The following is a 24,958-nucleotide window of genomic DNA, read 5'->3' on the forward strand; positions in this document are numbered from 1 at the left end:
ATAAGGGGTAGGTTGCAAGCGTCCATATAACCTCTTTGATACACCGACCTACTTGCTACAGACTTGTATCAAGTATCCTGATTAGCAATTGTAGACAATTATAATTCTCAATTAGCATCTTATTCTTAGTTCACAACATTACATGCTATATAGCGCCTGTATGCTACTATATCTGTCTAAGATTGTAAGATGTTTTGTTGACTTTGCTCTTTACTGACCAGTTTACCAATCATGCTGTCCTTATATATTTAATTGTGAATATAAGGTGAAGTGCAAAAAATAAATAGAGGAGTACGCATTATGATAGGTAGCCAAAAAGTTATTGATTATTTGAATTTTTTGCTAGGCGGCGAGCTTGCCGCTCGTGACCAATATTTTATCCACTCAGAGATGTATGCTGAATGGCACTACGGCAAATTATATGATCGTATCCATCACGAAATGGATGATGAGACGCTGCACGCACAGGCGATTGTCCGCCGTATTTTGATGCTGAGCGGCACCCCTAAGATGACAGTCGATAAAATCAACATCGGTAGCACTGTTCCTGAGATGTTGCAGCTTGATTTAGATTTAGAGTACCAAGTACAGCAGCATTTAAAAGATGGCATCGCGCTTTGTGAAGCAGAGCATGACTATGTCACGCGTGAGATGTTGGTTGAGCAGCTAAAAGATACGGAAGAGGATCATGCACACTGGTTAGAGCAGCAGCTGCGTTTGATTGATATGATTGGTCTGCCCAATTACCTACAAAGCCAAATGGCTGAGGTGACTCCTAATCTTGTCTGATATCATAATAGACATGAATAAAACACCATAGCATTTAGTATAAATATGAAAGGGAGAGAGGTAATGAGAGGGGATAAAGAAGTTATTCGCGCACTAAACAAAGTGCTTGGGCAGTCGTTGATTGCAATCAATCAGTATTTTTTGCACGCGCGTATCGCTCGTCACTGGGGATTAGAGGCGCTTAACGATTCACTCTATAAGCAATCTATTGCTGAGATGAAGTGGTCAGATGATTTGATTGCGCGTATTTTACTATTAGGTGGCCTTCCAAACTTACAAGAACTGGGTAAAGTGTTGGTTGGTGAAGATGTGCCAGAGGTCATAGATTGCAATCTGCGTTTAGAGAAACAGAAATTTAGTATTATTACTGATGCCATCACTCTATGCGAGACAAAGTCTGATTATGTCTCTCGTCAACTACTGGTCACTTTGAAAGATGGTAACGAAGAATATCAGGACTGGTTAGAGACCCAAGAAGATCTGATTGAGAGTATTGGTGCAGAGCGCTATATCCAATCACAGATCAACGATGATGACGCGCCTTAGGTCATTATTATAGATAAGCGTAATATGAACTTGCCAGCGTACTATTGGTTTTGAGCCAGTGATACGCTGGCTTTTTTATGTGTGTACGCTTTGCCTCTAAAAGTAATGATGTCATCTATGACATGATTTTTAACATCATTGTCTTTTAACGACCTTTAACAATGTATATTTTTAGAACCGTTATCGTTAATATTCAATATAAGCCGCGACCGTCCTCAGGTTTTAGGCGCAAAAAGTATAACCCTGATAGTATCGTCAAGATCCCTAATATCCAGTAAGTGGTTTGGAAGGCGACTAGCGTATCCATTTGCAAGCGCTCACGCAGGATATTTAGTACCGCTGCCCCAAAAGCAATGCCGAAGCTAATAGCCAACTGCTGATTGACCGCCATCAAACTATTCCCGCTACTGGTCTGCGCTCCTTGCAAATCACCAATAGTAATGGTGTTCATTGCACTAAACTGCATTGAGTTACAAGCGCCCATTACGGTTAGTATGGGTATAAACCACAACCACTGCGAGGCATCGTTGAACTGCGCCAATACAATGATGAGAGAGCCCATAAATAAAGTGTTGTATACCAGAACCTTGCGATAGCTAAAACGCTGGATAATTTTGCTAACCCAAGGCTTGATACCGATAGCGCCAACAGCAATGGGGGCGAGCAACCACCCTGCCTGCGAGGGTGAATATTCAAACACCACCTGTAGCAGTAGCGGTAGCAAAAACGGCACAGCACTGATACCAAGGCGGGTAAATAGGTTACCAGTAATTCCAATACGAAAGGTACGAATATCAAATAAACTCAAGGGGAATAGAGGCGTTGATCGTCGCTTGGCATGCCAAACATAGGCGCCCATCAATAAACTCGCGCCCAAACCAAATAATAAGCCATAAAGTCCGCGCCCTGTATGTGAGCCAAACTCGACGGCAAGCGTAAACCCACAAGCGGCAGCGGCAAATAGTAAAAACCCTGTCCAATCCAGGCGCTTGGTATCTTCAAACAAAGCAGGCACCAGTTTTTTGCCCATAATAAATCCGGCTATCCCCATTGGTATGTTAATCAAAAATATCCAATGCCAGCTGGCATACTGCACGATATAGCCGCCCAGTACCGGCCCTACCAAGGGCGCGACCAACGCTGGTATGACCGCAAAGTTCATGACGGTGAGCAGCTTATTGCGTGGGTATGACTTCACCAATATCAGACGTGCAACGGGCGTCATCATCGCACCGCCAATACCCTGTATCACCCGTGAACCAATCAAAAAATCTAGGGTAGGCGAGGCGGCGCACAGTACTGAGCCAATACAGAAGATCACAATCGCTGATAAGAACACACGGCGGGTGCCATATTTATCTGCTAAGAACCCACTGATAGGAATAAAAATCGCTAATGTCAGTGCGTAACTGATGACTGCCCACTGCATCTTTAAGGGAGACTCACCCAATGCTTGCGCCATTTGCGGTAATGAGGTATTCAAGATAGTGGCGTCTAAAATTTGCATAAACAGCGCTACCGCCAGTACATAGGGTAGATATTTATCTTGTGTCGGGGTAAGCGTTAGCATGTCAATCCCATTAGGGGTCTGATTATGAAGTAGGAAAGATCGTAGGTTTGCGATCAGAGTGCGCCATACAAGCTGAGTAGTATAAGAAAGCCTGAATGATAATAAAAGTGACTCAAGGTAACGGAGGCGATAAAAGAACCTGCTAATAGACTATGTGGCGAGCTATGGTATTTACCATACGGTATCTATTAATCGTCTAACGTCATGACAGGCATGGAATCCGCAACATTGATTACAAGATAGGACTTTAATGTCAATAGAGGTTGTCGTTATAGTAAAGTCTTGCCAGCCAGTCGTATTATCGAGTGATCAAGAAGAAGACAGTCACTAAACAATAAGAGTAAATACAAGCTAAATAATAATGAATAGTCATTACTAAGGATATTTTATGAGTACTGAAACAACTGACAATGTGCAAAATGACAAATACGTGCCACCTAAAGTTTGGGTACAGGACAAAGATAACGGCGGTAAGTTTGCTAGCATCAATCGCCCAACATCTGGAGCACGCTATGACAAAGAGCTACCGATAGGGGATGCGCCGCTACAACTATACTCCCTAAACACACCCAATGGTGTCAAAGTAAATATATTACTAGAGGAGCTGGCTGAAGCTGGTATTAGTGGCGCTGAGTACGATGCATATAAAATTGATATCTCTCAAGGTGAGCAATTTGGCTCTGGCTTTGTGGAAATAAATCCCAATTCAAAAATTCCAGCCTTGGTTGATCATTCTGCAGATACCGCGGGCGAGCCTATCGCACTTTTTGAGTCAGGTGCTATTTTGATGTACCTGGCAGAAAAGTTTGATAAGTTTTTACCACTAGCTACTGGCAAGGCGCGAGCAGATTGTCTATCTTGGATTATGTGGCAAATGGGTAGCGCGCCTTTCTTAGGTGGCGGCTTCGGACATTTCTATGCCTATGCACCAGAGCCATTAGAGTACCCAATCAACCGCTATACAATGGAAACTAAGCGTCAGCTTGATGTATTGGATACTCACCTAAAAGACAACCAATACCTATGTGGCAATGACGAGTCTGACTACAATATAGCGGATATGATCGTGTGGGCATGGTATGGACAGTTGGTACTCGGTAAGCTCTACGATGCGGCAGAGTTTTTACAAGTACAAGACTATAAACATGTACAGCGCTGGGCTCATGCCATTGCTGAGCGTCCTGCCGTCAAACGTGCGATAGCATTGAAGCTAAAGCCAATCAACTAACCTAGACGTTGTAGGCTGTCTAAGCATCATAGCAAGGCTGATAAGTGGTTCACTTATCAGCCTTTTTTGCTTTAATGTTGGTTTATGGATATAGGGACAGAGGTGCACTTTATTTTATGCTTACATAATGCTACATTAGAATAACAGATAGAAACATTGGTACGTTAAGATAGCAGTTTACTGTCGTAATGGACAGGTGTTTATACTTATTCGATTGATGGGTAATGACTATGAAGGACTATAACAACACGAACACAGGATCACTGCTGAGCTGTTCTGATCATTTGGGCGTCAATGGCTTGAGTGATGATAATGAGGTTGATCACCGCATGGATGTAAAGGGACGAAATTGTGATGCTCATAACGTGGATAGTGACGGGCATTTGGAGTCTGATGCTAAAATAATAAAAAACGCCTCTGTCTTTCGCACAAAAAACAAAATGCGCTTACCCATGATTGCCGCTATCGGGGCTGCATTGTTCAGTACAGCGAGTGTGTCACATGCACACACCGAATTTACCAGTCAAGACTGGCAAGTGGTCTGTGACAATACCCGCACTTGCCGGCTGGCAGGGTATCAAGCAGAAAATAACAGCGAGTTTCCCGTATCTATATTGTTGACACGCCGTGCAGGGGCAGATGCCGGTGTGGATGGCAAGGTAAAACTTGGCGGCGCAAGAGACAGCTCTTCTAAAGCTTTAATGCAGTTGGGTAACCGTCATCGAATATCCCTATCTATCAATGACAGAAATTACGGTGAAACCAAGCCATACTCTACAGCGGCAGGTAACGCTGAGCTCACTCAAGCACAGGTGACAGCGCTCATCAATGCACTGCAGAGATCGAGTAAGATCACATTGACGCTGCGTAACTCACGCTGGGAGCTTTCAGACAAAGGCGCTAGTGCGGTCATGCTAAAAGCTGATGATGTCCAAGGACGAGTAGGCACGCCAAGCGCTTTTATCACTAGTGATGGCACAGCGAAGTCGAATAGCAGCGTACTACCCCCTAGAGCGGTACCAGTATTACGTTTTGTAGAGCCAAGTGGTAAAGCTGATTCGAGTAATGACAAAAAATTTGTCATGAAGTCTTCTCAATTAGCGTCACTAATGAAGAGCACGATGAAGGATGTAGATGGCGACTGCCCAAATCTATCGGACAAGTCTCCTTGGCGTGTCAGTCGTTTGAATGATTCACAATTGCTGGCACAGCATGATTGCTGGACAGCCGCTTATAACGCAGGTGGCGGTGCATGGGTTCTCAATGATAGCAAACCATATAAACCGACATTGGTGACGACCAGTGCCACAAGCTACGACAAAGGTAAGCTGAGCTCAGTACAAAAAGGACGCGGTATCGGCGACTGTATGAGCAAAGTCGACTGGGTATGGACAGGACGCGCGTTTGAGAAAAGTCACGAGAGCACCACTGGACTTTGCCGACTTATCGACGCGGGCGGTGCTTGGCAGCTACCGACCTATGTCACTGATGTCAAAGTCGTCAGATAGTCATATATCGTATGACATCAACTATTTAATAGTCTCAATATTGATGATATAAAGCCTATTTACTCGGTATCTGAAGAAATAGGTACATATAATTTTTTATTGTGCTATACTGCGTCGCCACGTTAGCTCAGGCTATCGTGAATTATGAGATTGATAACATCGCCTGCGATTTTGGGTCTAGGATGACCATAAGTAATTGTTGCCGATGATTTTGTGTACTTAAATAACCTTTTTATGACAATATCCGTTATTTTTGACTCATATCTTATCTACTGCCCCATAAATAGGGTCTAGATTGGTTGCTGTTTGCCTTTATCTGCTTTGGACAAAGCATCGATAATGAGCGTATATCAAGCAAGGATAAGACACTCGGCACTACCACCAAAATACGTCAGACAGCACGAACGCATTTATTATAAAGACGCTAAGCTCTATTGGCTTGGTTTCTAACTATCGACAATTTTATATTGCTCGGTCGTCAGTTAATAAGAGCAGCGTGGTGAACGGTTATCAGTGGTATGCATCAAGTTTGCTGAATTTACAGCAGCTTATACTTACCAAGGATTCTTATGACTGACATCTTATCTACAATTGCCGCTGAAAACGGTATCATCGAAAGCACTGACACGCCAAACACTACTACAAATACTGAAGCGGCTGCTACTGACGCCACTGAAGAAAACAAAGTCACCTTTACCGATCTTGGCATTGCTAAGCCAATTCTTACTGCGCTTGATCGCAGTGGCTATACCAATCCAACTCCTATTCAAGAACAAGCCATTCCTTTTGCACTAGCAGGTCGTGACCTTCTATTATCAGCGCAAACGGGTAGTGGTAAAACAGCCGCATTCGTTATTCCTGTACTCGATCGCTTGAGCCGTGCTACTAGCTTTGACAAGCTAACCAAAGCACTTATCCTAACGCCAACGCGTGAGCTTGCTCAGCAGGTACACGATAGCGTACGTACATACTCTAAAGACATGCGCGGTTTGTTCTGTGTGCCACTAGTTGGCGGCGCACCATACAACGGTCAGATCACTGCTTTGAAAAAAGGCGTTCAAGTTATCGTTGCAACCCCTGGTCGTCTACTTGATCATATCAATGCAGGCCGTGTTGATCTATCAAACCTAGAAGTATTGGTACTTGATGAAGCAGATCGCATGCTAGATATGGGTTTTGCTGATGATATCAGTGACATCCTTCGTGCAGCGCCAACAGATCGTCAAACCATCATGTGTTCAGCGACTTGGGATGGCCCAGTAGGTAAAATCGCGGCAAGCTTCACTAAGAACCCTGAGCGTGTTTCTATCAAAGTAGAATCTGCACACATCGAAGAAAAAGTGTACTACTGTGATGATTTTGAACACAAGAACAAATTGCTTGATAAGATTGTTTGCCACAAAGATATGGAGCAAATCATTATCTTTGCTGCCACTAAACGCAGTACTGAAAAACTGGCAAAACAGCTACAAGAAGCCGGTCATAAAGCAAGCTTCCTACATGGTGACTTGCCACAAAGCAAGCGTAACCGTATTGTTCAAGACTTGCGTAATGGCAAATGCAAAATCTTAGTAGCGACTGATGTTGCTGCTCGCGGTCTAGACGTACCAGCCATCTCACACGTCATCAACTATGATTTACCACGCCAGACTGAAGATTACGTCCACCGTATCGGTCGTTGTGGCCGTGCTGGCCGTACTGGTGTCGCTATCAGCTTATGTAGCATGGATGATCGTCCACAGCTAAACGCCATCAACCGTTACTTAGATCGTAAGATGGAAGTATGTGTTATCGAAGGTATGGAGCCTAAGAAAACGTACGTACCTAGCGAAAATAAAGGTAAAGGTCGTGGCCGTGGTCGCGGTCGTTCTAACGGCGGTGGTCAAGGCCGTGGTCGTTCAAGCGGTGGCTATGCTGGTAAATCTAGTGGCGGTGGTCAAGGCCGTGGGCGTTCAAGCGATAGTGCCTCAACTGGCCAACGTGCTAGTAACGACAGCGGTTATCAAGGTAAGCCACGTGACTCATCTGGCAAGCCAAATGAGCGTTCAGGCGGCAAGCCGTATCAAGGCAAGCGTACTGGTGGTCCTAGCCGTGGCGATAGCAATGGTGTTCCACGTGGTGAGCGCGCTGCAACAGGTCGCGGTCGTCCAAGCGGTAGCCAAGGTCGTCCAGCGGGTCGTTCTGACAGCCGTGGCCAAGGTCGCTCTAACGGCGGCAACCGTGGTAACAACTCGTAGTACTGTTATATTGAGCGATTGATATCATTGATCGCTTATATATAGTAATAAAAGGCCAGATACTTGTTATCTGGCTTTTTTGTGCGTGTCTGTTTTTTTTATGTGGTCTTGCCATACTTTTAGGTACTTAGTGAGTGTTTTGGCTACTGTGGTTTTGCTATTTCAATCAAAGAGCATTCAGCAAATTAATCATTGATGTCTGCTTGCGCGAGTTTTTTGCCTTGTCTATACTGACTTACTTTTGTCAGTTGTCTGTCTTGGAGCACGTTGATGCCTGCCACCTCAAATCTAGCAATCGATAACTTGCCGTTAGCCTTTGGTATTATCATGGCCATCATCGGTCTGGTTTTTTATACTCAAGGTCTACCGGGTAAGTTTTGGCGTCGGTTTTATGCGGTATTGCCTGGTATTGTGCTCTGCTGCTTTATCCCAGCAACCCTAAACAGCTTAGGGGTATTCGCTGACGGGGTTGGCGCGCAAATTTATGGGTTTACCGCCACTTATCTGTTGCCAGCCAGCTTGTTACTGATGACGCTATCTATGGATGTACCCAAAATATTGGGCTTAGGCTGGAAGGCCATTGCCATGTTCTTTGCCGCCAGTGTCGCTATTGTTATCAGTGGACCTATCAGCTTAGGGATTGCTAAGTGGGTGTCACCTGCCATGTTCACTGACGATACGTTATGGCGTGGGTTTTCTGCAGTAGCGGGTAGCTGGATCGGCGGCGCAGCTAACCAAGCGGCCATGAAGGAGCTGTTTGGGGTCAGTGATGATTTGTTTGGTATGATGATTTTGGTCGATGCTACCAACGCCTCATTGTGGCTACTCGCTATTTTAGTGATGGCAAAGCATAGTGCCAAGATTGATCGATTCTTAAGGGCAGATACCAGTAGTATCGATAAAGTCATTAAAGCTGTCGAGAGCTATGAGCGCGATCATGCCCGCCCAGCGACTATCAACGATTTGATGGTGATGTTCGGCTTATGTTTTGCCATGGTTGGGGTCGCACACTTTGTTGGTGGACAAATTGCTACCTTCTTTGCGCCATACAAATGGGCAGTACAATATAGCTTTGCCAGTTCATTTTTTTGGATGGTTGTCATTATCACCTTGATAGGGGTGGTATTTTCGTTCACCAAAATTCGTCGCCTTGACCATATAGGCGCATCCAAAGTAGGGACGGTATTCATTTTTGTGCTGATCGCTGCGATCGGTATGCAAATCAATCTGGCTGGCATCGTCTCTCAGTGGCGTTTACTACTAATTGGCTTATTGTGGATGAGCATCCATGTCGTGATTGTCTTTGCTGTGGCTAGACTCATTCGCGCACCGTTTTTCTTCTTAGCGGTTGGTTCCAATGCCAATACTGGCGGCGCATCGTCAGCGCCTATTGTTGCAACAGCTTTTCATCCGTCGCTGGCGCCCGTTGGTGTATTCTTGGGTATTTTGGGTTATGCTGTCGGGACGTTTGGCGGTTATATCAGTACCCAGTTGATGCGGTTGGTCGTGTCTTAATATATTAAGGTGTACTTAAAATTCCTGAATGCTCTAAAAGAGTTCTTTTCATTCAGCAATGCACTACATTAAGTCAAGTTGATGCAATAAAGTAGTGCGTTTCTTAGCTAAAATGGCTGTTAGGGTATGGCATAAAACTTGCCGAGTTATAGATGCATTTATAATCTATCACTATTAAGGGTATCTTTTATGTTTAAAAATACAGTGCTTTCTTTGGTTGCCCTTAGCGTATTTGGTGCTTCAGCATCCTACGCAGACAGCTTTATTATGCTTAAGCAAATGTCTAACAAACCTGTTCAGTTAACAGAAGACGACTATAAGGGCAACTATTATGTACCATCGACTTTAGATACCATTACGTGGGGTTATTTGCCAAATAAAGACGCCAAGCCAGTATTATCTGTGGCGTCTGGTAGTACTGTCACATTTGATACGGTGTCACATGAAGGATTACTTGAAGATCAAGGGCGTGACGCTGAAAAATTTTTCACCTCAAAAGGAGTCAACGCAGCATTTATTCTAGATGAAGCAAAAGCTATCACTAAATCTACATTGGATCACGATTTCGACAAAGATGGACCTCATATTGTGACAGGCCCTATCGAAATAAAGGGCGCAAAACCTGGTGATGTATTAAAGGTCGAGGTGTTAAAGGTAGAGCCGCGTGTTCCTTACGGTGTTATTTCCAATCGTCATGGTAAGGGTGCTTTACCTGGAGAGTTTCCTAAAAAGATACCCCAAGCAGGTGCCTCTGCAGCTAACCCTGAACGCTATGGTAATGTTTCGGTATTCACACCCATAGAAAAAAGTGCCTCAGGTGACTATGAAGGTGTCTTAAAGACTGCTTCTGGTTCATCTATTCGTTTTCCGCTTAGTCCGTTTATGGGCTTGATGGGTGTTGCAGCTAACACCTCAGAAAAGGTACATTCAGTACCTCCTTCGTTTTACGGTGGTAATGTAGATATTAATGAATTGGGTGCTGGCGCTACTGTTTACTACCCAGTTCAAGTAAATGGTGCTTTGTTTTATACGGGTGATAGCCATTTTGCACAAGGTGATGGTGAGGTAGCACTGACAGCATTAGAAGCATCAGCACGTGCAACATTTAAATTTACATTGTTGAAAGCTGGAAAGGATCCTGTACCTGGCAAAAAAATTGAGCAACCATTGGCAGAAAATGCTGAATTTTGGATCACCCCTGGCTTAGATGCAGATTTAGATGAGGCAATGAAAAAGTCTACTCGTGAAGCTATTCGTTTTTTGAATCAAGAATATGGTATTGATGAGTCAATAGCTTATGCTTATTTGAGTGCTGCAACCGACTTTGAAGTGTCGCAAGTGGTTGATAAAACCAAAGGTGTTCATGCAAAAATTCGCAAATCAGATTTCACAGAATTTGAAAAAGACGCCAAGTAAGCTCACAATCGATGCGGTTGGTGGTGTCTTAACCTACAAGTCACTGTTATCCTAACTTTAGTACTAAATAAAACCCGCATCAATGCGGGTTTTTTATTATTAAACGCTTGAAGGTTTGAGTTATTGTTTTGTCTATCTATGCTATTGATACGTAAGCCCAGCCATGGTCTTGCATAGGTACGTGTTAGTATTTCTGCTAATCAAATAAAGATAACTAAGAATACAGACAGATAAGCACGTTAAAAATAAATAACGACTTGATAGGAATAATAACGCTATGGCGAACCCAAAAAATATAGAAAAGACGGTCAATAAGACCAGCACAGTAAAAAACGCTCTATACAACCCCGACCAAGAAAATATTCAGGTTAGAGGTGCGCGCGTTCATAATCTAAAAAATATTGATGTTGACCTACCGCGTAATGCATTGGTGGTCTTTACTGGTATATCAGGCTCAGGAAAATCATCATTGGCATTTGGTACATTGTTTGCCGAATCACAACGTCGCTATCTTGATTCGGTGTCGCCTTATGCCAGACGACTGATCGATCAGGTTGATGAGCCAGATGTTGATGCTATAGAAGGGTTGCCGCCAGCAGTCGCGTTACAGCAGCAGCGAGGGACACCTTCGGTACGATCTTCTGTGGGTAGTGTGACGACGATATCGAATGGTTTGCGCATGCTGTACTCGCGTGCAGGGGATTATCCAGCAGAGCAAGAAATACTATATGCCGATGCATTCTCGCCCAATACACCAGATGGTGCGTGTCCGACCTGCTCGGGGATTGGCCGTGTGTTTGAAGTTACCGAAGAATTATTGGTTCCAGACAACACCAAGACCATACGAGAACGTGCGATTGCAGCGTGGCCACCAGCATGGCAAGGGCAAAATCTTAGCCGTATATTGACCACACTAGGCTATGACATTGATAAACCATGGCATACATTACCGAAGAAAACGCGTGATTGGATTTTGTTCACGGACGAGACGCCAACAGTGCCTGTCTATCCTGAATACAATATCAAGCAAACACGTGAAGCGATTGAAAAGGGCGAAAAGCCAAACTACATGGGTACGTTCACCAGTGCCAAAAATTTTATATTACACTCCTTTGCCACTACCCAAAGCCCGCGTACCAAAAAACGTGTCTCGCAGTTTATGCAGATATCTGAGTGCCCAGAGTGCCACGGCAAAAAGCTAAAAAAAGAATCGTTAGCAGTAAAATTTGCAGGTCTCGATATCGGTGAGCTCTCACAGCTTACACTTACAGATATGGCAAAAAAACTAGAGAAAACTGCACGTACCAAAATCGCTGATAACACCCCAAACCGCGAAAAGGCAATTGTCGCTCAGCGTATTGCCAGCGATATCCTCTCTCGTGTTGAGGCGTTGACAAGGCTCGGTCTGGGTTATCTCTCGCTTGAACGTACCACTCCGACACTTTCTCCTGGTGAGCTACAACGACTACGACTGGCAACCCAGATACGCTCGCAGCTGTTCGGGGTGGTTTATGTGCTTGATGAACCTTCTGCTGGTCTACATCCTGCCGACACACAAGCACTACTTGGCGCGTTAGATGAGCTGATTGCCGCAGGTAATTCTGTGTTTGTCGTTGAGCATGATGTCAGTGTCATTAGACACGCTGATTGGGTGGTTGATGTTGGGCCAAAGGCGGGTACGCGTGGCGGCGAGATTGTTTATAGTGGTCCGGTAGAGGGGCTGCGTGACGTTGCACGGTCGCATACGGGTCAATATCTCTTTGCTGATAAGACATCTAATACCCAGTCAATATCATCTAATGCAAGGCAGCCAGCAGTATGGCTCAAACTTGCAAATATCGAGCGGAACAACATAGCAGGTCTAGACGTTGAGTTTCCGCTTGGGGTGATGACGAGCGTCACAGGGGTATCAGGATCGGGAAAATCAAGCCTCGTCAGCCAAGCCCTAGTTGATCTCATCAACGAAGCACTGGGACAAAAAACGATTGCAGAGGCGCCAGTAGGTGAGGCCGATTTGCTTGAACAAGAGCTTGAGTCGGTAACCGGCGGAGAGATTGTTGCTGGCATGGAGCATATACGCCGTCTTATCAACATCAATCAAAAAGCGATCGGACGGACGCCGCGCTCGAACCTAGCAACCTATACAGGGCTGTTCGATAACGTACGCAAGTTATTTGCCGCAACCGAGCAAGCAAAAGCATGCGGTTATGATGCTGGCAGGTTTTCGTTTAATACGACCAAAGGACGCTGCCCAAACTGTGAAGGTTTAGGCTTTGTTAGTGTGGAGCTATTATTTCTACCAAGCGTCTATGCGCCTTGCCAAGTCTGTCATGGACAGCGCTATGATGACGAGACGCTTGCTATCACGTATCGAGACAAAAACATCGCTGAGGTATTAAACTTAACGGTTGAAGCCGCTCATGAGTTTTTTACTGATGAAGTGTCTATACTGCGTGCCCTAGATGCGTTGCTACAGGTTGGGCTTGGATATTTACGCTTAGGTCAGCCGGCTACTGAGCTATCAGGCGGTGAAGCCCAGCGAATTAAACTTGCTACCGAGCTGCAACGCACCCAGCGAGGTGATACCCTTTATATACTAGATGAGCCAACCACAGGACTACATCCTGCTGATGTGTCCATGCTGATGGCTCAGTTAAATAGTCTCGTCGATGCAGGCAACACAGTCATCATGGTTGAGCATGATATGCAGGTGGCTAGCAATAGCGACTGGATGATTGATATTGGACCGGGGGCTGGTGATGCAGGCGGGCTGATTGTCGCTCAAGGGACACCAGAAGAGGTAGCCCAATCAAAAGACAGTCGTACCGCACCGTTTTTGATGGTGTGATTTTATGGATATGACGACTGGTCTTTAAATTGGGTTTAAGGGCACGCCCTAGTAGAAAACACTACCCCCAATAACCATCAGGACATTTAGGCAGTTCAACCAAAGTGCGACGTAGCGCCTCTGACCATTGATGACGAATCGTATTAAAGTATTCATCATTCTCATCGATACGGCGGCCTACTGGTAAGGTTAAACTATTATTGTCATAAAGCACAAAATCTATAGGCATACCTACTGACAAGTTTGATTGGATGGTTGAGTCGAATGAGAGCATCAAGGCGCGCGCGGCATGTCTCACATCCGTGTCGTAGCTGACAGAACGATCCAAAATAGGTTTACCATACTTGCTTTCACCCAACTGAAAAAACGGCGTGTCTTCTGTGGCTTTGATGCAATTGCCTTCAGGATAAATCAGGTATAGCTCAGGGGGCTGCCCTTTGATTTGACCACCAAGCATAAATGAGCTGGTAAAAGCACCATCGCGACTAGAATTGGCGACTGATTTGGCATAGTTCATTTTTTCACGCATACATTCACCAACCATTTGCGCAGCATCAAACAAAGTGGCGACCGTATTAAGATTACTCTCAAGACGCTGATCAATGTCGTTTTGTAGTTTGTTGAATACCGCTTGCGATGTCGCTAAGCTACCAGCAGTCTGCAGCACCATGAAGCGCTCGCCTTCAATTCCGTATTGATACAGTTTTCTAAATGTCGATATGTGATCAACACCAGCATTAGTACGCGTGTCACTGGCAAAAACCATACCGTCTTTTAGACGAATGGCAGCACAATAGGTCATAAGGTATCCTCAATAAATAAACGTAATAAAAATAGCAAACGCTATGATAGCTTTGTGACCAGTACAAGACTGTAAAGATTTTCGTAGCCGCCGCCCATGCGTACGCCGCGCACAGGTGCCGTATCTAGATAATCTCGTCCAATAGCTACATACACGTGTGAGTTCGGCGTAAATGCCTGATTTGAGATATCAAAAGTATACCAATAACCATCTAGCCACACCTCAGCCCACGCGTGACTCGCCATATGGTTTTCGGTATCGTCGTACAGATAACCGGACACATAGCGCGCTGGAATCTGTTGATCTCGTAGGACACTCAAAAATACATGCGTATGATCTTGGCACACACCTGCACCAATCGCAAAAGACTCTGCAGCAGTTGTGCCCACATGCGTGACATCTTTGACAAAAGGCATTTTCATGATGAGTGCATTTGCCATAGATTTTAGGCTGTCATGGGTAGGCGTTTTTAGATACGGCGCTGCAAATTCGCGCATTGCTTGTGAGCATTTGGTCAGCGGGGTTTGTACCGTAAATAGCAGGTAGGGGACATGATCCATGTCCTCCAAGCGTTCGGTTTCGGTGTTGATCTCAACGACACCAGATGCTTGCATCTGTAAGTTGTTGTGTGCCTCGTTACGACTGAGCGTGAGCCAGTCATTACCAAAGCCGTCCTTTTGGCTGGTTGCCACTTTAGGCAGCATGACATTCCATTTATGAATAGTTTGGTGCGGCATTTGCATAGGGGTCATGCGTATATACTGTACACTACGCTGCGCCAGCTCATCGTAATAATAGTTGGTTTGATGACTGATTTGAAGTTTCATGGCATTTTCCTTATAGCATCTTTCTATTTTTTGTTTATTTCGTATGTCTCAATAAGCAATTACTCTTAGTTATTGGCTAGACACCTTTTATGCACCCTCTAAACACCCTGACGCAGTATGAGGTTGAACTCCTTGCTAATCAGCTCAAAGTCGCTAAACTTCTTTGATCGAATCATCTGGTTGGTCAAGCGGATAAGCTCACGCCAGCGCGTGTTCTCTGGTAATTGATTGATCCAGTACTTGAAGTCAAGACTGATCTCTATTGAGTCCTCCTGCAACAAGACGGCTCGCTCAAGCTGCTCAAAGTGACGCCCTAATTGCCAAAAACAAGTCACTGTCGGATTCTCTTGTTTCATCGCCGCATTACACGCATGTAGCTGCAAAGTCGCGGCGCGATAAGTACCAGCACTTGATAGACGCTTAATCAAGTTATAGAGTTCAGCCGTATCTTTACCAATGACACCCTTGGCTTCTTGTACATTGTCCTCAATCGACTGCACGATATTGGGAATGATGTTTTGTTCCAGATCAGACACCATTTGTGTTTTCATGGCTCTAAGTGACTCTTCACTATCGGCATTAAACCCTAAGTGACTGATCAGATGTTTGACCTGTGATTTTTTAAGATCGCCCTTGATGAGTTGTTTCATGACATCGTCATAGTGATAGAGGCGTTCGCTATATCGACCTAGCCATATTAAATGACTGGCGGTAGAGAGTAGCAGTATCATAGGTGCATCGTCCAAACTCTCATAACCTGCCTCTAAGGGTTGTAAGCGATCATAGTAGTTTGCATGCCCTGAAACATTGCTTGACGCATTGGCATCTACTGATGGTAAAGACGTACACTTGCCAGCTGACTGGGTCTCTGAATGACTGTCATCAACGATCCAAGTGTCTTTGATACCGCCACCTTGTGATGAGTTGACGACTAAAGAACCCTCAACCATGGCCACGCGGGTCAATCCGCCGGGCACAATATCTACCGTGCCATCACCGTGACTGAGAATAAAGGGACGTAAGTCGATGTGTCGCGGCGCAATACCATCGCTTACCGCAGTAGGGTTGGTCGAGAGCGAGATGGTTGGCTGGGCAATAAAACCGGCTGGGTTTTCAAGCAAGCGTACGCGATAGTCTTCGATTTCTTTTTTGGTTGAGGTTGGGCCAATAAGCATTCCGTAGCCGCCTGAGCCTTGCGTTTCTTTTACCACCAGCTTGTCTAGGTTATCAAGCACGTATTTAAGATCATCAGGTTTACGGCACTGGTAAGTTTCGATATTAGGTAAGATAGGCTCTTCGTTCAAATAAAACTTAATCATATCTGGTACAAACGGGTAGAGACTCTTATCGTCTGCTACGCCTGTACCTGGTGCATTTATGATAACCACGTTGCCAGCACGATAGGCACTCATCAATCCTGACACACCCAAGATAGAGTCAGACTGAAAGGCGAGCGGGTCAATATAGGGATCATCAATGCGGCGATAGATCACATCGACCTGTACCTTACCTCGAATACCCTGCATATAGACTTTGCTGTCCTCAACGACCAGGTCATAGCCATGTACAAGTGGTACATTCATCTCATGTGCTAAGAAGGCATGCTCATAATAGGCACTGTTGAAACGTCCTGGGGTCAAAATGACGACTTGTGGATCATATTTGGAGGTTGAGCTGGCAAGACAGGCTTTAAGACGGCTAGGGTAGTCGCTAATACCCATAATAGGAGTATCAGCGAACATGTCGGACAGTAGTGTCTCTGATATGTTACGGCTTTCAAGCATATATGAGACACCTGATGGTGTACGCAAATTGTCCTCTAGAACACAAAACTTACCCGACTCGTCTCGAATCAAATCGATACCACTGATATGTGAGTAGATCGGTTTGTCGAGTTCAATACCCATCATCCATGGCTCATAGCAGCCACTGGCATACACATAGCTGGCAGGTACGATATCAGCTTTCATAATGGCTTGGTCATGGTAAATATCATGCAAAAAAGCATTCAGAGCGGTAATACGTTGTTTACAGCCGGCCTCTATTTGTTTCCACTCACTCGCGGCAATAATACGCGGAATAATATCAAACGGAATCATACGTTCAATATTCTTGGCATCGCTATAGACCGTGAAGGTAACCCCTTTGCGGTAAAAGATGTTTTCTGCCTGTTCGTTTAGATAATTGAGGGCGTCCATATTGATGTTATCAAGCCAATCACCAACGGCCTTTGCAACTGGACGATACTGACCTTCGCTTATTTGGAGTTCATCAAAGCTGGGTGCTTGTGAGGGGGTGGCATCTGCTGAATTTTGTGATTGGTTTTGCGCTTGCTCCGAAACATTATCCTTGTTTTTGTCTTTTATACTGGCGTCAGAGGTGGCTTTGGCTTTATTCGAGTTTTGCGTCTGACTTTGTTCTTTGGTTTGATCTTTTGAAGAGTCTTCTTGAGATTGACTCTGAGACTGGGATTGAGATGATTTTTTGTTCATAAGTACCTCACGTATCCTTGGTAAAGTTATACTTTATGACGACTACGCTGTCTGTGCTAAGCTAGGTAGCACTTGTATTTCGCCCAACAGGCAGTCTATCTCCTGTATGAACTATACAACGGTTACTGAGTAACATACAACAAGAGTTAAATAATAGGTTTTAGAAAATAACAGCTTGATGATGATAAATTTAATTTAATTGGTATAGAAACAGGAGCAGGCATGAAGCTACGGGGACGGTTTTCGCTGCTGGCGAGTATAGGACTCTCATTTGGTATCGGATTGACTGGGTGCAGTAGTGAACCACAGAACCAGGTATTGCCCGCTGGTAGTACGGTGATAGCGCTTGGGGACTCACTCACCTATGGCTATGGCGCTAGTACAGAGACAGCTTACCCTAGCGTGCTTGCTGACTTGAGCCAGTGGGAAGTGGTGAATGCAGGTGTCAACGGTGATACCTCTGCCGATGTGCTGGCTCGAGTAGAAGATATCACCAAACAGTCCCCTGATTTGGTACTGCTTGGGGTGGGCGGGAACGATGTATTGCAGCGTATTAAGCCTGATACGACCCGTGCCAATATTGAGCGAACGGTTGATACCTTACACTCTGCAAATATTGATGTCGTCCTGATTGCTGAACCATACCTAAGTGCCAGTGCATTATTCGGTAAAGTAAGTGACAATCCGCTGTATGAAGAGGTAGCTGATGAGAAGGACATACCGCTATACTCAGGCGGCTGGTCAGCGGTACTATCTGATGACACACTAAAATCCGATAGAATCCATGCCAATGCTACAGGATATCGTCAGTTTGCAGAAGGACTGCATGATTACTTACAAGAGGAAGGTTTGGCGCCCTGATATTAAGTCTTGAAGTTATAGTCTCTAAAAACTTAACTTGAGACTTCCCAATAAAGACCCAACACAAAAAAGCAGCGAGCGCAGTAATTGGCTCTCTGCTTTTTTATTTGATGTTATGAGTAACGCTATTAGCAGCTAATTAGTTATTAGTAACGAATAAACAGTCACTTTGACTTATATCAATCTTCATCCTTCATGACCACTACCAAGCCTTTATCAGCATCTATCCTGCCATCACAGATATCTTGATAAGCACTCAATAAACCATCTACTCCGTCAAGCTCTTGAATGTTCAGCCATGAACTGGTCTTTGCCATGCTCATCATAATATAGCGCATAGAGCGCTTATTGAACGCTTCAGGGCCCCATTCTTTCATACGCTGCTGCACATGACTGGGTGCAAAGAACTGCTGACTACGCGCTTGAATGATGCCCTCAGAATGTCTCGGCTCATCCCAATGGGTAAGACCGACATTGCTGGTGTAACGCATGTTGTCGCCTAAGTGCTTATGTAGCCTACTCAGGACATCGGTATTGGCTGACATATCTACAATAACGGTAGGTTTGGTTGCATCAATTCGCTCAAGAGCGTCGTAGCTCAATACACTGTCATAAGCCTCAATCGAATCAACGAAGTCTGTATGGCGGTCGGAGGTAAGACCGACGACATGCGGGGCATCTGTATCCTCGGCCAGACCGTATGCCAAACCTATACTGGTCTTGCTCGAGGCACTGATGATAACGATCTGTTCTGCATCAAACCAATCATTACTTTTTAGTAAGTCATATAAGCAAAATGAAGTTAGATGCAGTACAAAGAGCAGCATCCGCTGGTTGTCGTTGGCGCGATCATAACCTCGTTCGTGATTGACGCGCTGATACAGGTTATAACCAGGTGGTAGCTCGGAACGGTGGGCGCTACCATCCATCAGATTGGTTTGCGTGATGCGTTTGGGCGTGATAATCAGCTCGTTCGCTGGCGGGAAATAACCGAATAGACGCTCACCAACAGGTAGGGCGTCGCTACTAGACTCCACAACATCACCAAATCCCCATACTGGAATGACTCCCCATTTTTCAGGCTCGTCACCATTCGGCGGAAAAAATTGCCAATATCGCAGCTGATTACCCATGACAGCGTAAGTAATATTATTAGCCGTAAAGGCAAAGCGATCGACTTTGACACGTACTTCACCCTCATTGAGGGTACATGCTGGTGTTTCCTGTAAACGTGCTTTAGAAAAATCCGTTTTATTGGTCTGAAATTCTTGCATATCTATCTCCTTGATAGCTATCTATTTAGGCGTGGGTAGTATTAGTTTGACGCTCTGCATTGATTTGCATGACTTCACCCATTAGTTTGGGCATATTGGCAGCAGCTTGTGGCATCGATTTTTTTAGACGCTGCAAGATAGCCAGCTCTTCAGGCGTTCTACTCTCACAGGGCTGTACCAACTTGGTAAAACCATCCAAGCGATTGTTCACCAACCATTCACGTAGTGCAGGCTCTTGTGACCAGCGCATCTGGTTTTGCATTTGTGCCACGATACCTACCAACCAGTCCGTGTCATGATTGGGTAGTGGTACCACGCGGCATAGATTATTTTTGATGGCGTCGTCATCGTAACTGGCTTCAATGTGCGCGATAAATGCGGCACTAAATACAGGCTGGTAAGTACGCATATTTTGTACGATGATGGTGTTATCCTGAAATACGGTATAGGTCTCTGTCACTGGTACCGCACGGGCAGAGCAATCAATATGCATAGTGTTGGTCGTCGTTGGGATATGCGTATCAGCAAAATAAATGGTGTCTTTATCTATGCGAGTGATGCGGCCCTTGCGAATGATGTTTTTGACTCGGCGTAGCTGTTTTATCTCCTCACTACTGACGGTGGCACCATGGAACATTTTCGGTCGTACATTTGGATCGATGCGCATCAACACGCCATCTTGCTCTAAACGATCAAACAAATCGCTGATACTTTTAGCTTCAGCAATTGCCTCTGCTTGAGTCGCCTGTGCCCCAATAGTATGCACAAAGAAGTCGCGTGATGGTTGGGTGTTTTTGCGATCAATCAACCAAGCATCCCTAGGCATAATCCACGTGATCTGATCAGGGTCAATTTGGTTTTCTAATAGCCACAAAACTGCATCAATACCTGTTTTACCGCCGCCAACGACCACATAACCATCGCATGGTTCAGTGAGGTTTGGTAAGTCATTCAATGGACCAAATTTGACGCCATCAGCAATGTCAAAGCTTGGCGTGTGGGTTGCTGGCACGGAGGTTTTGAAATAAGTACCATCGATGACCTTTTTATTGACTTTGACCTTGTGAGTAGTGCCTGACAGCAATGATGTAAAGTGACCATCTCCTTGATACTCACACATCGGGAAGTACTGGACACGCCCGCTGGGTAAAAAGGTATGTCGCATGACTTTATCGTAGTAAGACATGATCTCAGCGCCTGTCGCTAGCTCAGACAATCCTTTATTTAAGCCTATATTATCAACGGTACCGCCGCATAGCTCACGCGAACTGACGCCATAGAATGATGATGGCTGATGTAGTGTGACAAATGAATAGGCATCATTCCAATGACCGCCTGGCTTATGATGCTTATCAACGATAATGATATTGGCATCTGTCTCTGCTAGCAGTACGTCAGCAAAAGCCATGCCGACTGCACCACTGCCTATAATTAGGTAGTCCGTTTCTAGTTGTTGAATACTCATCGCATCCTTGCTCCTAAGATAATGGTTCATCCATGATATTTAATAACAACTGTTTGTATATAACAGTGTTATATACTAGAATAACACTGTTATAATTGTCAAGACATAGTGAGAATCTAATGGACGCTAGAACTAAAATCCTAAATGCAGCCTCCCAACTGTTTTTGGAGGGTGGCGGGAGTGCTTTGAGTGTACGTGCTATCTCTAAGCGTGCAGGACTATCTACCATCGGCATATACAGTCATTTCCAAGGTAAGCAGGGCATATTAGATGCATTGTATATCGAGGGGTTTTATCTGGTACGTGAAGCCATGGATGTCATACCTGATGATGGCAGAGCCAGCAAAGCGCAAGTACTAGAGTCGTGCTTGGGGTATCTCAACGTGGCTGAAAAATATGAAGCGCATTACCGGCTAATTTTTGGAGAGTCTGATGCAGGCTATCAGCCATCAGAGGAAGCCATTGCTGCACGGGACAGCGCATTTGCAAAATTGGTGCGAGTCGCAGGATCTTACTTATCCGAAGATACGAGCATGATAGAGCGTCAGCAAATCGCTCTAGACATATGGGCAATTGTGCATGGGTACGTCAGTATCAGTCATCATGTGGTATTTACTGATGGCGTTGACTTGGACTGGAAATCAATGGCGCTGCGTGTCGTTGAAGTACAGCTTGATTCGATAGGTTAGAAGAGGACGGATAAGGTAAAAAATAATACATTTTTATGAGTAATATAATACTCATAAACTTATAAATTAGTATAATATGATAAATATATTACTCATAATAAATAAATTCTGTATATAATGAGTAATATATTTATCATAAATTTGAGCTGATATGACTGATTTATCACTAACCATACAAGCCTTTCTTGACAATAGCTGGCAAGACATTGCTAAGCTAATATTTAATGATGACAAAGAATTGATAGAGCTTATATATAGTGATGATACGATGAATGTATCTCAGAACGATCAGGGCAGTGATAATTATAGCTATGAGCATTTTTTAGCCGACAATCACTTTGCCGTATCTATCAATTATCCTGTAGAACTATTTGGCACGACAATAACAGAGGGTTGGTTACCTGTCCTAGATGACATGATACCAGCTGGTGCTAGTCGCAGATATTGGATGCAACGTTTAGATTTAACGCGGCTATCAAAGACAGAGCAGGACTATGAGCTGCTCAGGCGTGCAACTATCGCGCCGATAGGTCATTTGCGTATCAAAGAGGCTGTCCCTCTGCCTACACAAGACGAGCAGCGTTTATTTACGCTGGCTGATATCACGGATCGCGACGTCAATTTTTTGGAGTATGCAAGCGAGCAGGGTGCCATGGCAGGTGGTGCAACGGGTGCTGGCGGTGAGGCCCCCAAGTTACTATTACGCTGGCGTGATGACGAAGCGATTTGGATTGATAATCAGCAACTGGCGGACAGCGAGGACAGGTACTATTTGGTCAAATACCCTCGAGGTCAGCGGACGAGTCTAGACTGTGACATCTTGCGTGCAGAGTATCATTATTATCATGAGTTAACGGCTATGGGTTTTAAGACGATTGATATCGATGGTATGAGGCTAATCGAAGGTGATAGGTATCCCTCACTGTGGTTGCCTCGTTTTGATATTCAGATAGGTCAGTCAGCCGCGTCCTACAAACGCTTTGCGATAGAGTCTATTTATAGCATGCTGAAAAAGGGGGCAGGTGCTATGTTGGATCATCATGCAGTGATACATGAGCTCATTGCACTCATTGAAAGCTCAAACATGGTGGATAAGGGCTTTTATTTTGATAAGCAAGCATTTGTCATCGAATGGGTACAGCGCGATTTATTAAATATTGCATTTGGCAACTCAGACAATCATGGACGCAATCATGCTTTTATGCGAGATGCAGACCAGATTTGGCTGACACCTATATACGACTTTGCACCGATGCGTGCAGACCCTGAAGGGATACCGCGCAGCATAAAATGGAAAACGGCAGATGCACGGTCACCTGATAAGCTTGAATCAGGAGGTCGCTATCGCTTTGATTTGATCGCTGAGCAGCTAGCAGACATAGTACCGCCTGAGTTGTTGTTAGGCGAGCTTAAAACCACAGCCAAAAACCTATTGAATTTGAAGACGCGCTTAGCTGCTAGGGGTGTGCCTGAGCGCATTTTATCCTTTCCAGCCATTGGTTTTGATTATTTACCCCAGAATTTAGAAGCGTGGCGATTGCTGAATTAACATGACCTATATGAATTGTGTGACATGCATGAGCTGCATAATTGAGAAACTTAAAGATCGACCGATAGCACAGGCACTATCAGACGTATCGAAGATAAAGGTAGGATTATGAATTACCATAAAGATATTCATGAAGACAAGGTTTTACTCGTCAATAATCACCAAAAACAGCGTGCATCAAAAAACGCGCTGCCGCTTGACAGTCATGCACGTAAGGTATTTAAAAACAACGTCGTCGAACAGTTACAAGACGGTATACTTACTCAAGGTGAAGCATTAAAGATATTGCGTGTACAAGTATTAAACGTACGCCAAGAGCAGTTTGCAACGCTTGTAAAAGTATCGCGTAAGACAATATCAGATATAGAAAATGATAATGGCAACTATAGTGTGGATCTGCTTAATCAAGTATTCCGCCCATTTGGCTTACAAGTAGGCTTAGTACCAATAAAAAAGTAGATAACATATAACTTAAGAATAGGGGTAGCGACGATGTTTGGTATTATAAAAGACTGGCGTGAGCAGCGTATATTAGACAATAGTGAGTTCACTCATGCTGATTGGGTGCAGGCTGCCAAACGTATCGTTATCTTAGATCGATTAAATGCTGATGAGAGGTCACATTTATTTGATCTAGCAACTTTATTCTTAGCTGACAAATCAATCACTGGTGCCCATGACTTTGAGATTACCGATGCTGTCAGACAGTCCATTGCACTACAAGCGTGTCTACCGATCTTAAACCTAAGTCTTGAATGGTATGCTGGTTGGTCATCCATTATCATTTATCCCGGCTCATACAAGAGTAGCAGTACCACAGTAGATGAGTTCGGTATTGTCCACGAAGGTACTCAGCATCGTAGTGGAGAAGCATGGCTGCGCGGGCCTGTCATTCTCTCATGGAAGGATGCCAAACATTCAGGCGAACGCGATGGGCACAATGTGGTTATTCATGAGTTTGTCCATAAACTCGATATGATGAATGGCCGTGCCAATGGCTTTCCACCGATGCAACCCGGTATGGATCCTGCGCGATGGACAAAGATTATGAGCCGTGATTTTGAGGATTTTCAAACACATCGCAAGTCAGGTTTAGATCGCTATGGAGCGACCAATCCCGCGGAGTTTTTTGCGGTGCTTAGTGAGGTGTTTTTTGAAACCCCGCAAAAGCTGGTAGATGCTTATCCCGATATTTATGAGATTATGGTGAAGTTTTTTCGTCAAGAGCCTCTCGAGTCAAAACAATAAAACATTCTTTTAAGTGAATATATACTATTAAAAATCGGAAAAGGGTAGTACGCTACGATAATTCTTCCTTAATTTTGGTATCCACCTTTGAAGT

Annotated in this window: 19 protein-coding genes and 1 pseudogene; 13 read left to right on the forward strand and 7 right to left on the reverse strand. The window is 44.6% G+C overall.

What is annotated here, in order from left to right; translation table 11 throughout:
* Positions 1–300 precede the first annotated feature (300 nt).
* Both bfr (AC5JPO_RS01935) and bfr (AC5JPO_RS01940) read left to right on the forward strand, forming a co-directional pair.
* On the forward strand, positions 301–789 hold the full coding sequence (gene bfr / locus AC5JPO_RS01935) for a bacterioferritin (RefSeq protein WP_319051701.1): 489 nt from the start codon (positions 301–303) through the stop codon (positions 787–789).
* A gap of 63 nt (positions 790–852) precedes the next feature.
* Positions 853–1,335 carry a bacterioferritin gene (gene bfr, locus AC5JPO_RS01940; RefSeq protein ID WP_443526441.1) on the forward strand — a complete coding sequence of 161 codons (483 nt, stop codon included), beginning with the start codon at positions 853–855 and terminating at the stop codon, positions 1,333–1,335.
* Positions 1,336–1,528: 193 nt separating this feature from the next.
* Here the strand turns inward: bfr (AC5JPO_RS01940) and AC5JPO_RS01945 are convergent, their stop codons facing one another.
* The gene (locus tag AC5JPO_RS01945; RefSeq protein WP_493853111.1) at positions 1,529–2,905 is read right to left on the reverse strand and encodes a DHA2 family efflux MFS transporter permease subunit; all 1,377 of its coding nucleotides are present in this window, start codon (positions 2,903–2,905) and stop codon (positions 1,529–1,531) included.
* Between the two features lie 388 nt (positions 2,906–3,293).
* On the opposite strand from AC5JPO_RS01945, the gene yghU reads away from it, so the two are divergent.
* From yghU to uvrA, 6 genes are all read left to right on the forward strand, one after another.
* Positions 3,294–4,133: a glutathione-dependent disulfide-bond oxidoreductase gene (gene yghU, locus AC5JPO_RS01950; RefSeq protein ID WP_493853112.1), complete on the forward strand. Its 840-nt coding sequence runs from the start codon at positions 3,294–3,296 to the stop codon at positions 4,131–4,133.
* A 230-nt stretch (positions 4,134–4,363) separates the two neighbouring features.
* Positions 4,364–5,641 (forward strand): DUF1176 domain-containing protein, encoded by a 1,278-nt coding sequence (locus AC5JPO_RS01955; protein WP_493853113.1) that lies wholly within the window; start codon positions 4,364–4,366, stop codon positions 5,639–5,641.
* Between the two features lie 569 nt (positions 5,642–6,210).
* Positions 6,211–7,878, forward strand: a complete 1,668-nt coding sequence (gene csdA, locus AC5JPO_RS01960) for a DEAD/DEAH box helicase CsdA (protein WP_493853114.1) — start codon at positions 6,211–6,213, stop codon at positions 7,876–7,878.
* Positions 7,879–8,148: 270 nt separating this feature from the next.
* Entirely contained in the window at positions 8,149–9,393 is a 1,245-nt protein-coding gene (locus tag AC5JPO_RS01965; RefSeq protein WP_493853115.1) for a DUF819 family protein, read from the forward strand.
* Between the two features lie 189 nt (positions 9,394–9,582).
* Complete coding sequence (locus tag AC5JPO_RS01970) at positions 9,583–10,809, forward strand: acetamidase/formamidase family protein (protein ID WP_493853116.1); 1,227 nt, start codon at positions 9,583–9,585, stop codon at positions 10,807–10,809.
* 277 nt (positions 10,810–11,086) lie between these two features.
* The gene (gene uvrA / locus AC5JPO_RS01975) at positions 11,087–13,657 is read left to right on the forward strand and encodes an excinuclease ABC subunit UvrA (protein ID WP_493853117.1); all 2,571 of its coding nucleotides are present in this window, start codon (positions 11,087–11,089) and stop codon (positions 13,655–13,657) included.
* A 61-nt stretch (positions 13,658–13,718) separates the two neighbouring features.
* Here uvrA and AC5JPO_RS01980 read toward each other — a convergent pair whose 3' ends face one another.
* From AC5JPO_RS01980 to AC5JPO_RS01995, 4 genes and pseudogenes are all read right to left on the reverse strand, one after another.
* The gene (locus AC5JPO_RS01980; RefSeq protein WP_493853118.1) at positions 13,719–14,459 is read right to left on the reverse strand and encodes a proteasome-type protease; all 741 of its coding nucleotides are present in this window, start codon (positions 14,457–14,459) and stop codon (positions 13,719–13,721) included.
* 41 nt (positions 14,460–14,500) lie between these two features.
* A complete protein-coding gene (locus AC5JPO_RS01985) occupies positions 14,501–15,286 on the reverse strand; it encodes a transglutaminase family protein (protein ID WP_493853119.1) in 786 nt (261 codons plus the stop codon).
* 98 nt (positions 15,287–15,384) lie between these two features.
* The gene (locus AC5JPO_RS01990; RefSeq protein ID WP_336623811.1) at positions 15,385–16,017 is read right to left on the reverse strand and encodes an alpha-E domain-containing protein; all 633 of its coding nucleotides are present in this window, start codon (positions 16,015–16,017) and stop codon (positions 15,385–15,387) included.
* A gap of 138 nt (positions 16,018–16,155) precedes the next feature.
* Positions 16,156–17,652: pseudogene (locus AC5JPO_RS01995) on the reverse strand (circularly permuted type 2 ATP-grasp protein); the annotation flags it as partial.
* 348 nt (positions 17,653–18,000) lie between these two features.
* On the opposite strand from AC5JPO_RS01995, the gene AC5JPO_RS02000 reads away from it, so the two are divergent.
* Positions 18,001–18,639, forward strand: a complete 639-nt coding sequence (locus AC5JPO_RS02000; RefSeq protein ID WP_493853120.1) for a GDSL-type esterase/lipase family protein — start codon at positions 18,001–18,003, stop codon at positions 18,637–18,639.
* Positions 18,640–18,818: 179 nt separating this feature from the next.
* Here AC5JPO_RS02000 and AC5JPO_RS02005 read toward each other — a convergent pair whose 3' ends face one another.
* On the reverse strand, positions 18,819–19,913 hold the full coding sequence (locus tag AC5JPO_RS02005; RefSeq protein ID WP_493853121.1) for a DUF2855 family protein: 1,095 nt from the start codon (positions 19,911–19,913) through the stop codon (positions 18,819–18,821).
* A gap of 25 nt (positions 19,914–19,938) precedes the next feature.
* Positions 19,939–21,378, reverse strand: a complete 1,440-nt coding sequence (locus AC5JPO_RS02010) for an NAD(P)-binding protein (protein WP_493853122.1) — start codon at positions 21,376–21,378, stop codon at positions 19,939–19,941.
* A gap of 119 nt (positions 21,379–21,497) precedes the next feature.
* On the opposite strand from AC5JPO_RS02010, the gene AC5JPO_RS02015 reads away from it, so the two are divergent.
* The 4 genes from AC5JPO_RS02015 to AC5JPO_RS02030 all read left to right on the forward strand — a co-directional run bounded on the left by AC5JPO_RS02015 (position 21,498) and on the right by AC5JPO_RS02030 (position 24,864).
* On the forward strand, positions 21,498–22,067 hold the full coding sequence (locus tag AC5JPO_RS02015) for a TetR/AcrR family transcriptional regulator (protein ID WP_493853123.1): 570 nt from the start codon (positions 21,498–21,500) through the stop codon (positions 22,065–22,067).
* Positions 22,068–22,218: 151 nt separating this feature from the next.
* Positions 22,219–23,616: a type II toxin-antitoxin system HipA family toxin gene (locus AC5JPO_RS02020; RefSeq protein ID WP_493853124.1), complete on the forward strand. Its 1,398-nt coding sequence runs from the start codon at positions 22,219–22,221 to the stop codon at positions 23,614–23,616.
* A gap of 108 nt (positions 23,617–23,724) precedes the next feature.
* Positions 23,725–24,075, forward strand: coding sequence for a helix-turn-helix transcriptional regulator (locus tag AC5JPO_RS02025; protein ID WP_493853125.1), 351 nt, complete (start codon positions 23,725–23,727; stop codon positions 24,073–24,075).
* Between the two features lie 33 nt (positions 24,076–24,108).
* Positions 24,109–24,864, forward strand: a complete 756-nt coding sequence (locus AC5JPO_RS02030) for a M90 family metallopeptidase (protein ID WP_493853126.1) — start codon at positions 24,109–24,111, stop codon at positions 24,862–24,864.
* Positions 24,865–24,958: the final 94 nt, after the last annotated feature.

The organism is Psychrobacter sp. H25 (genome assembly GCF_059076335.1).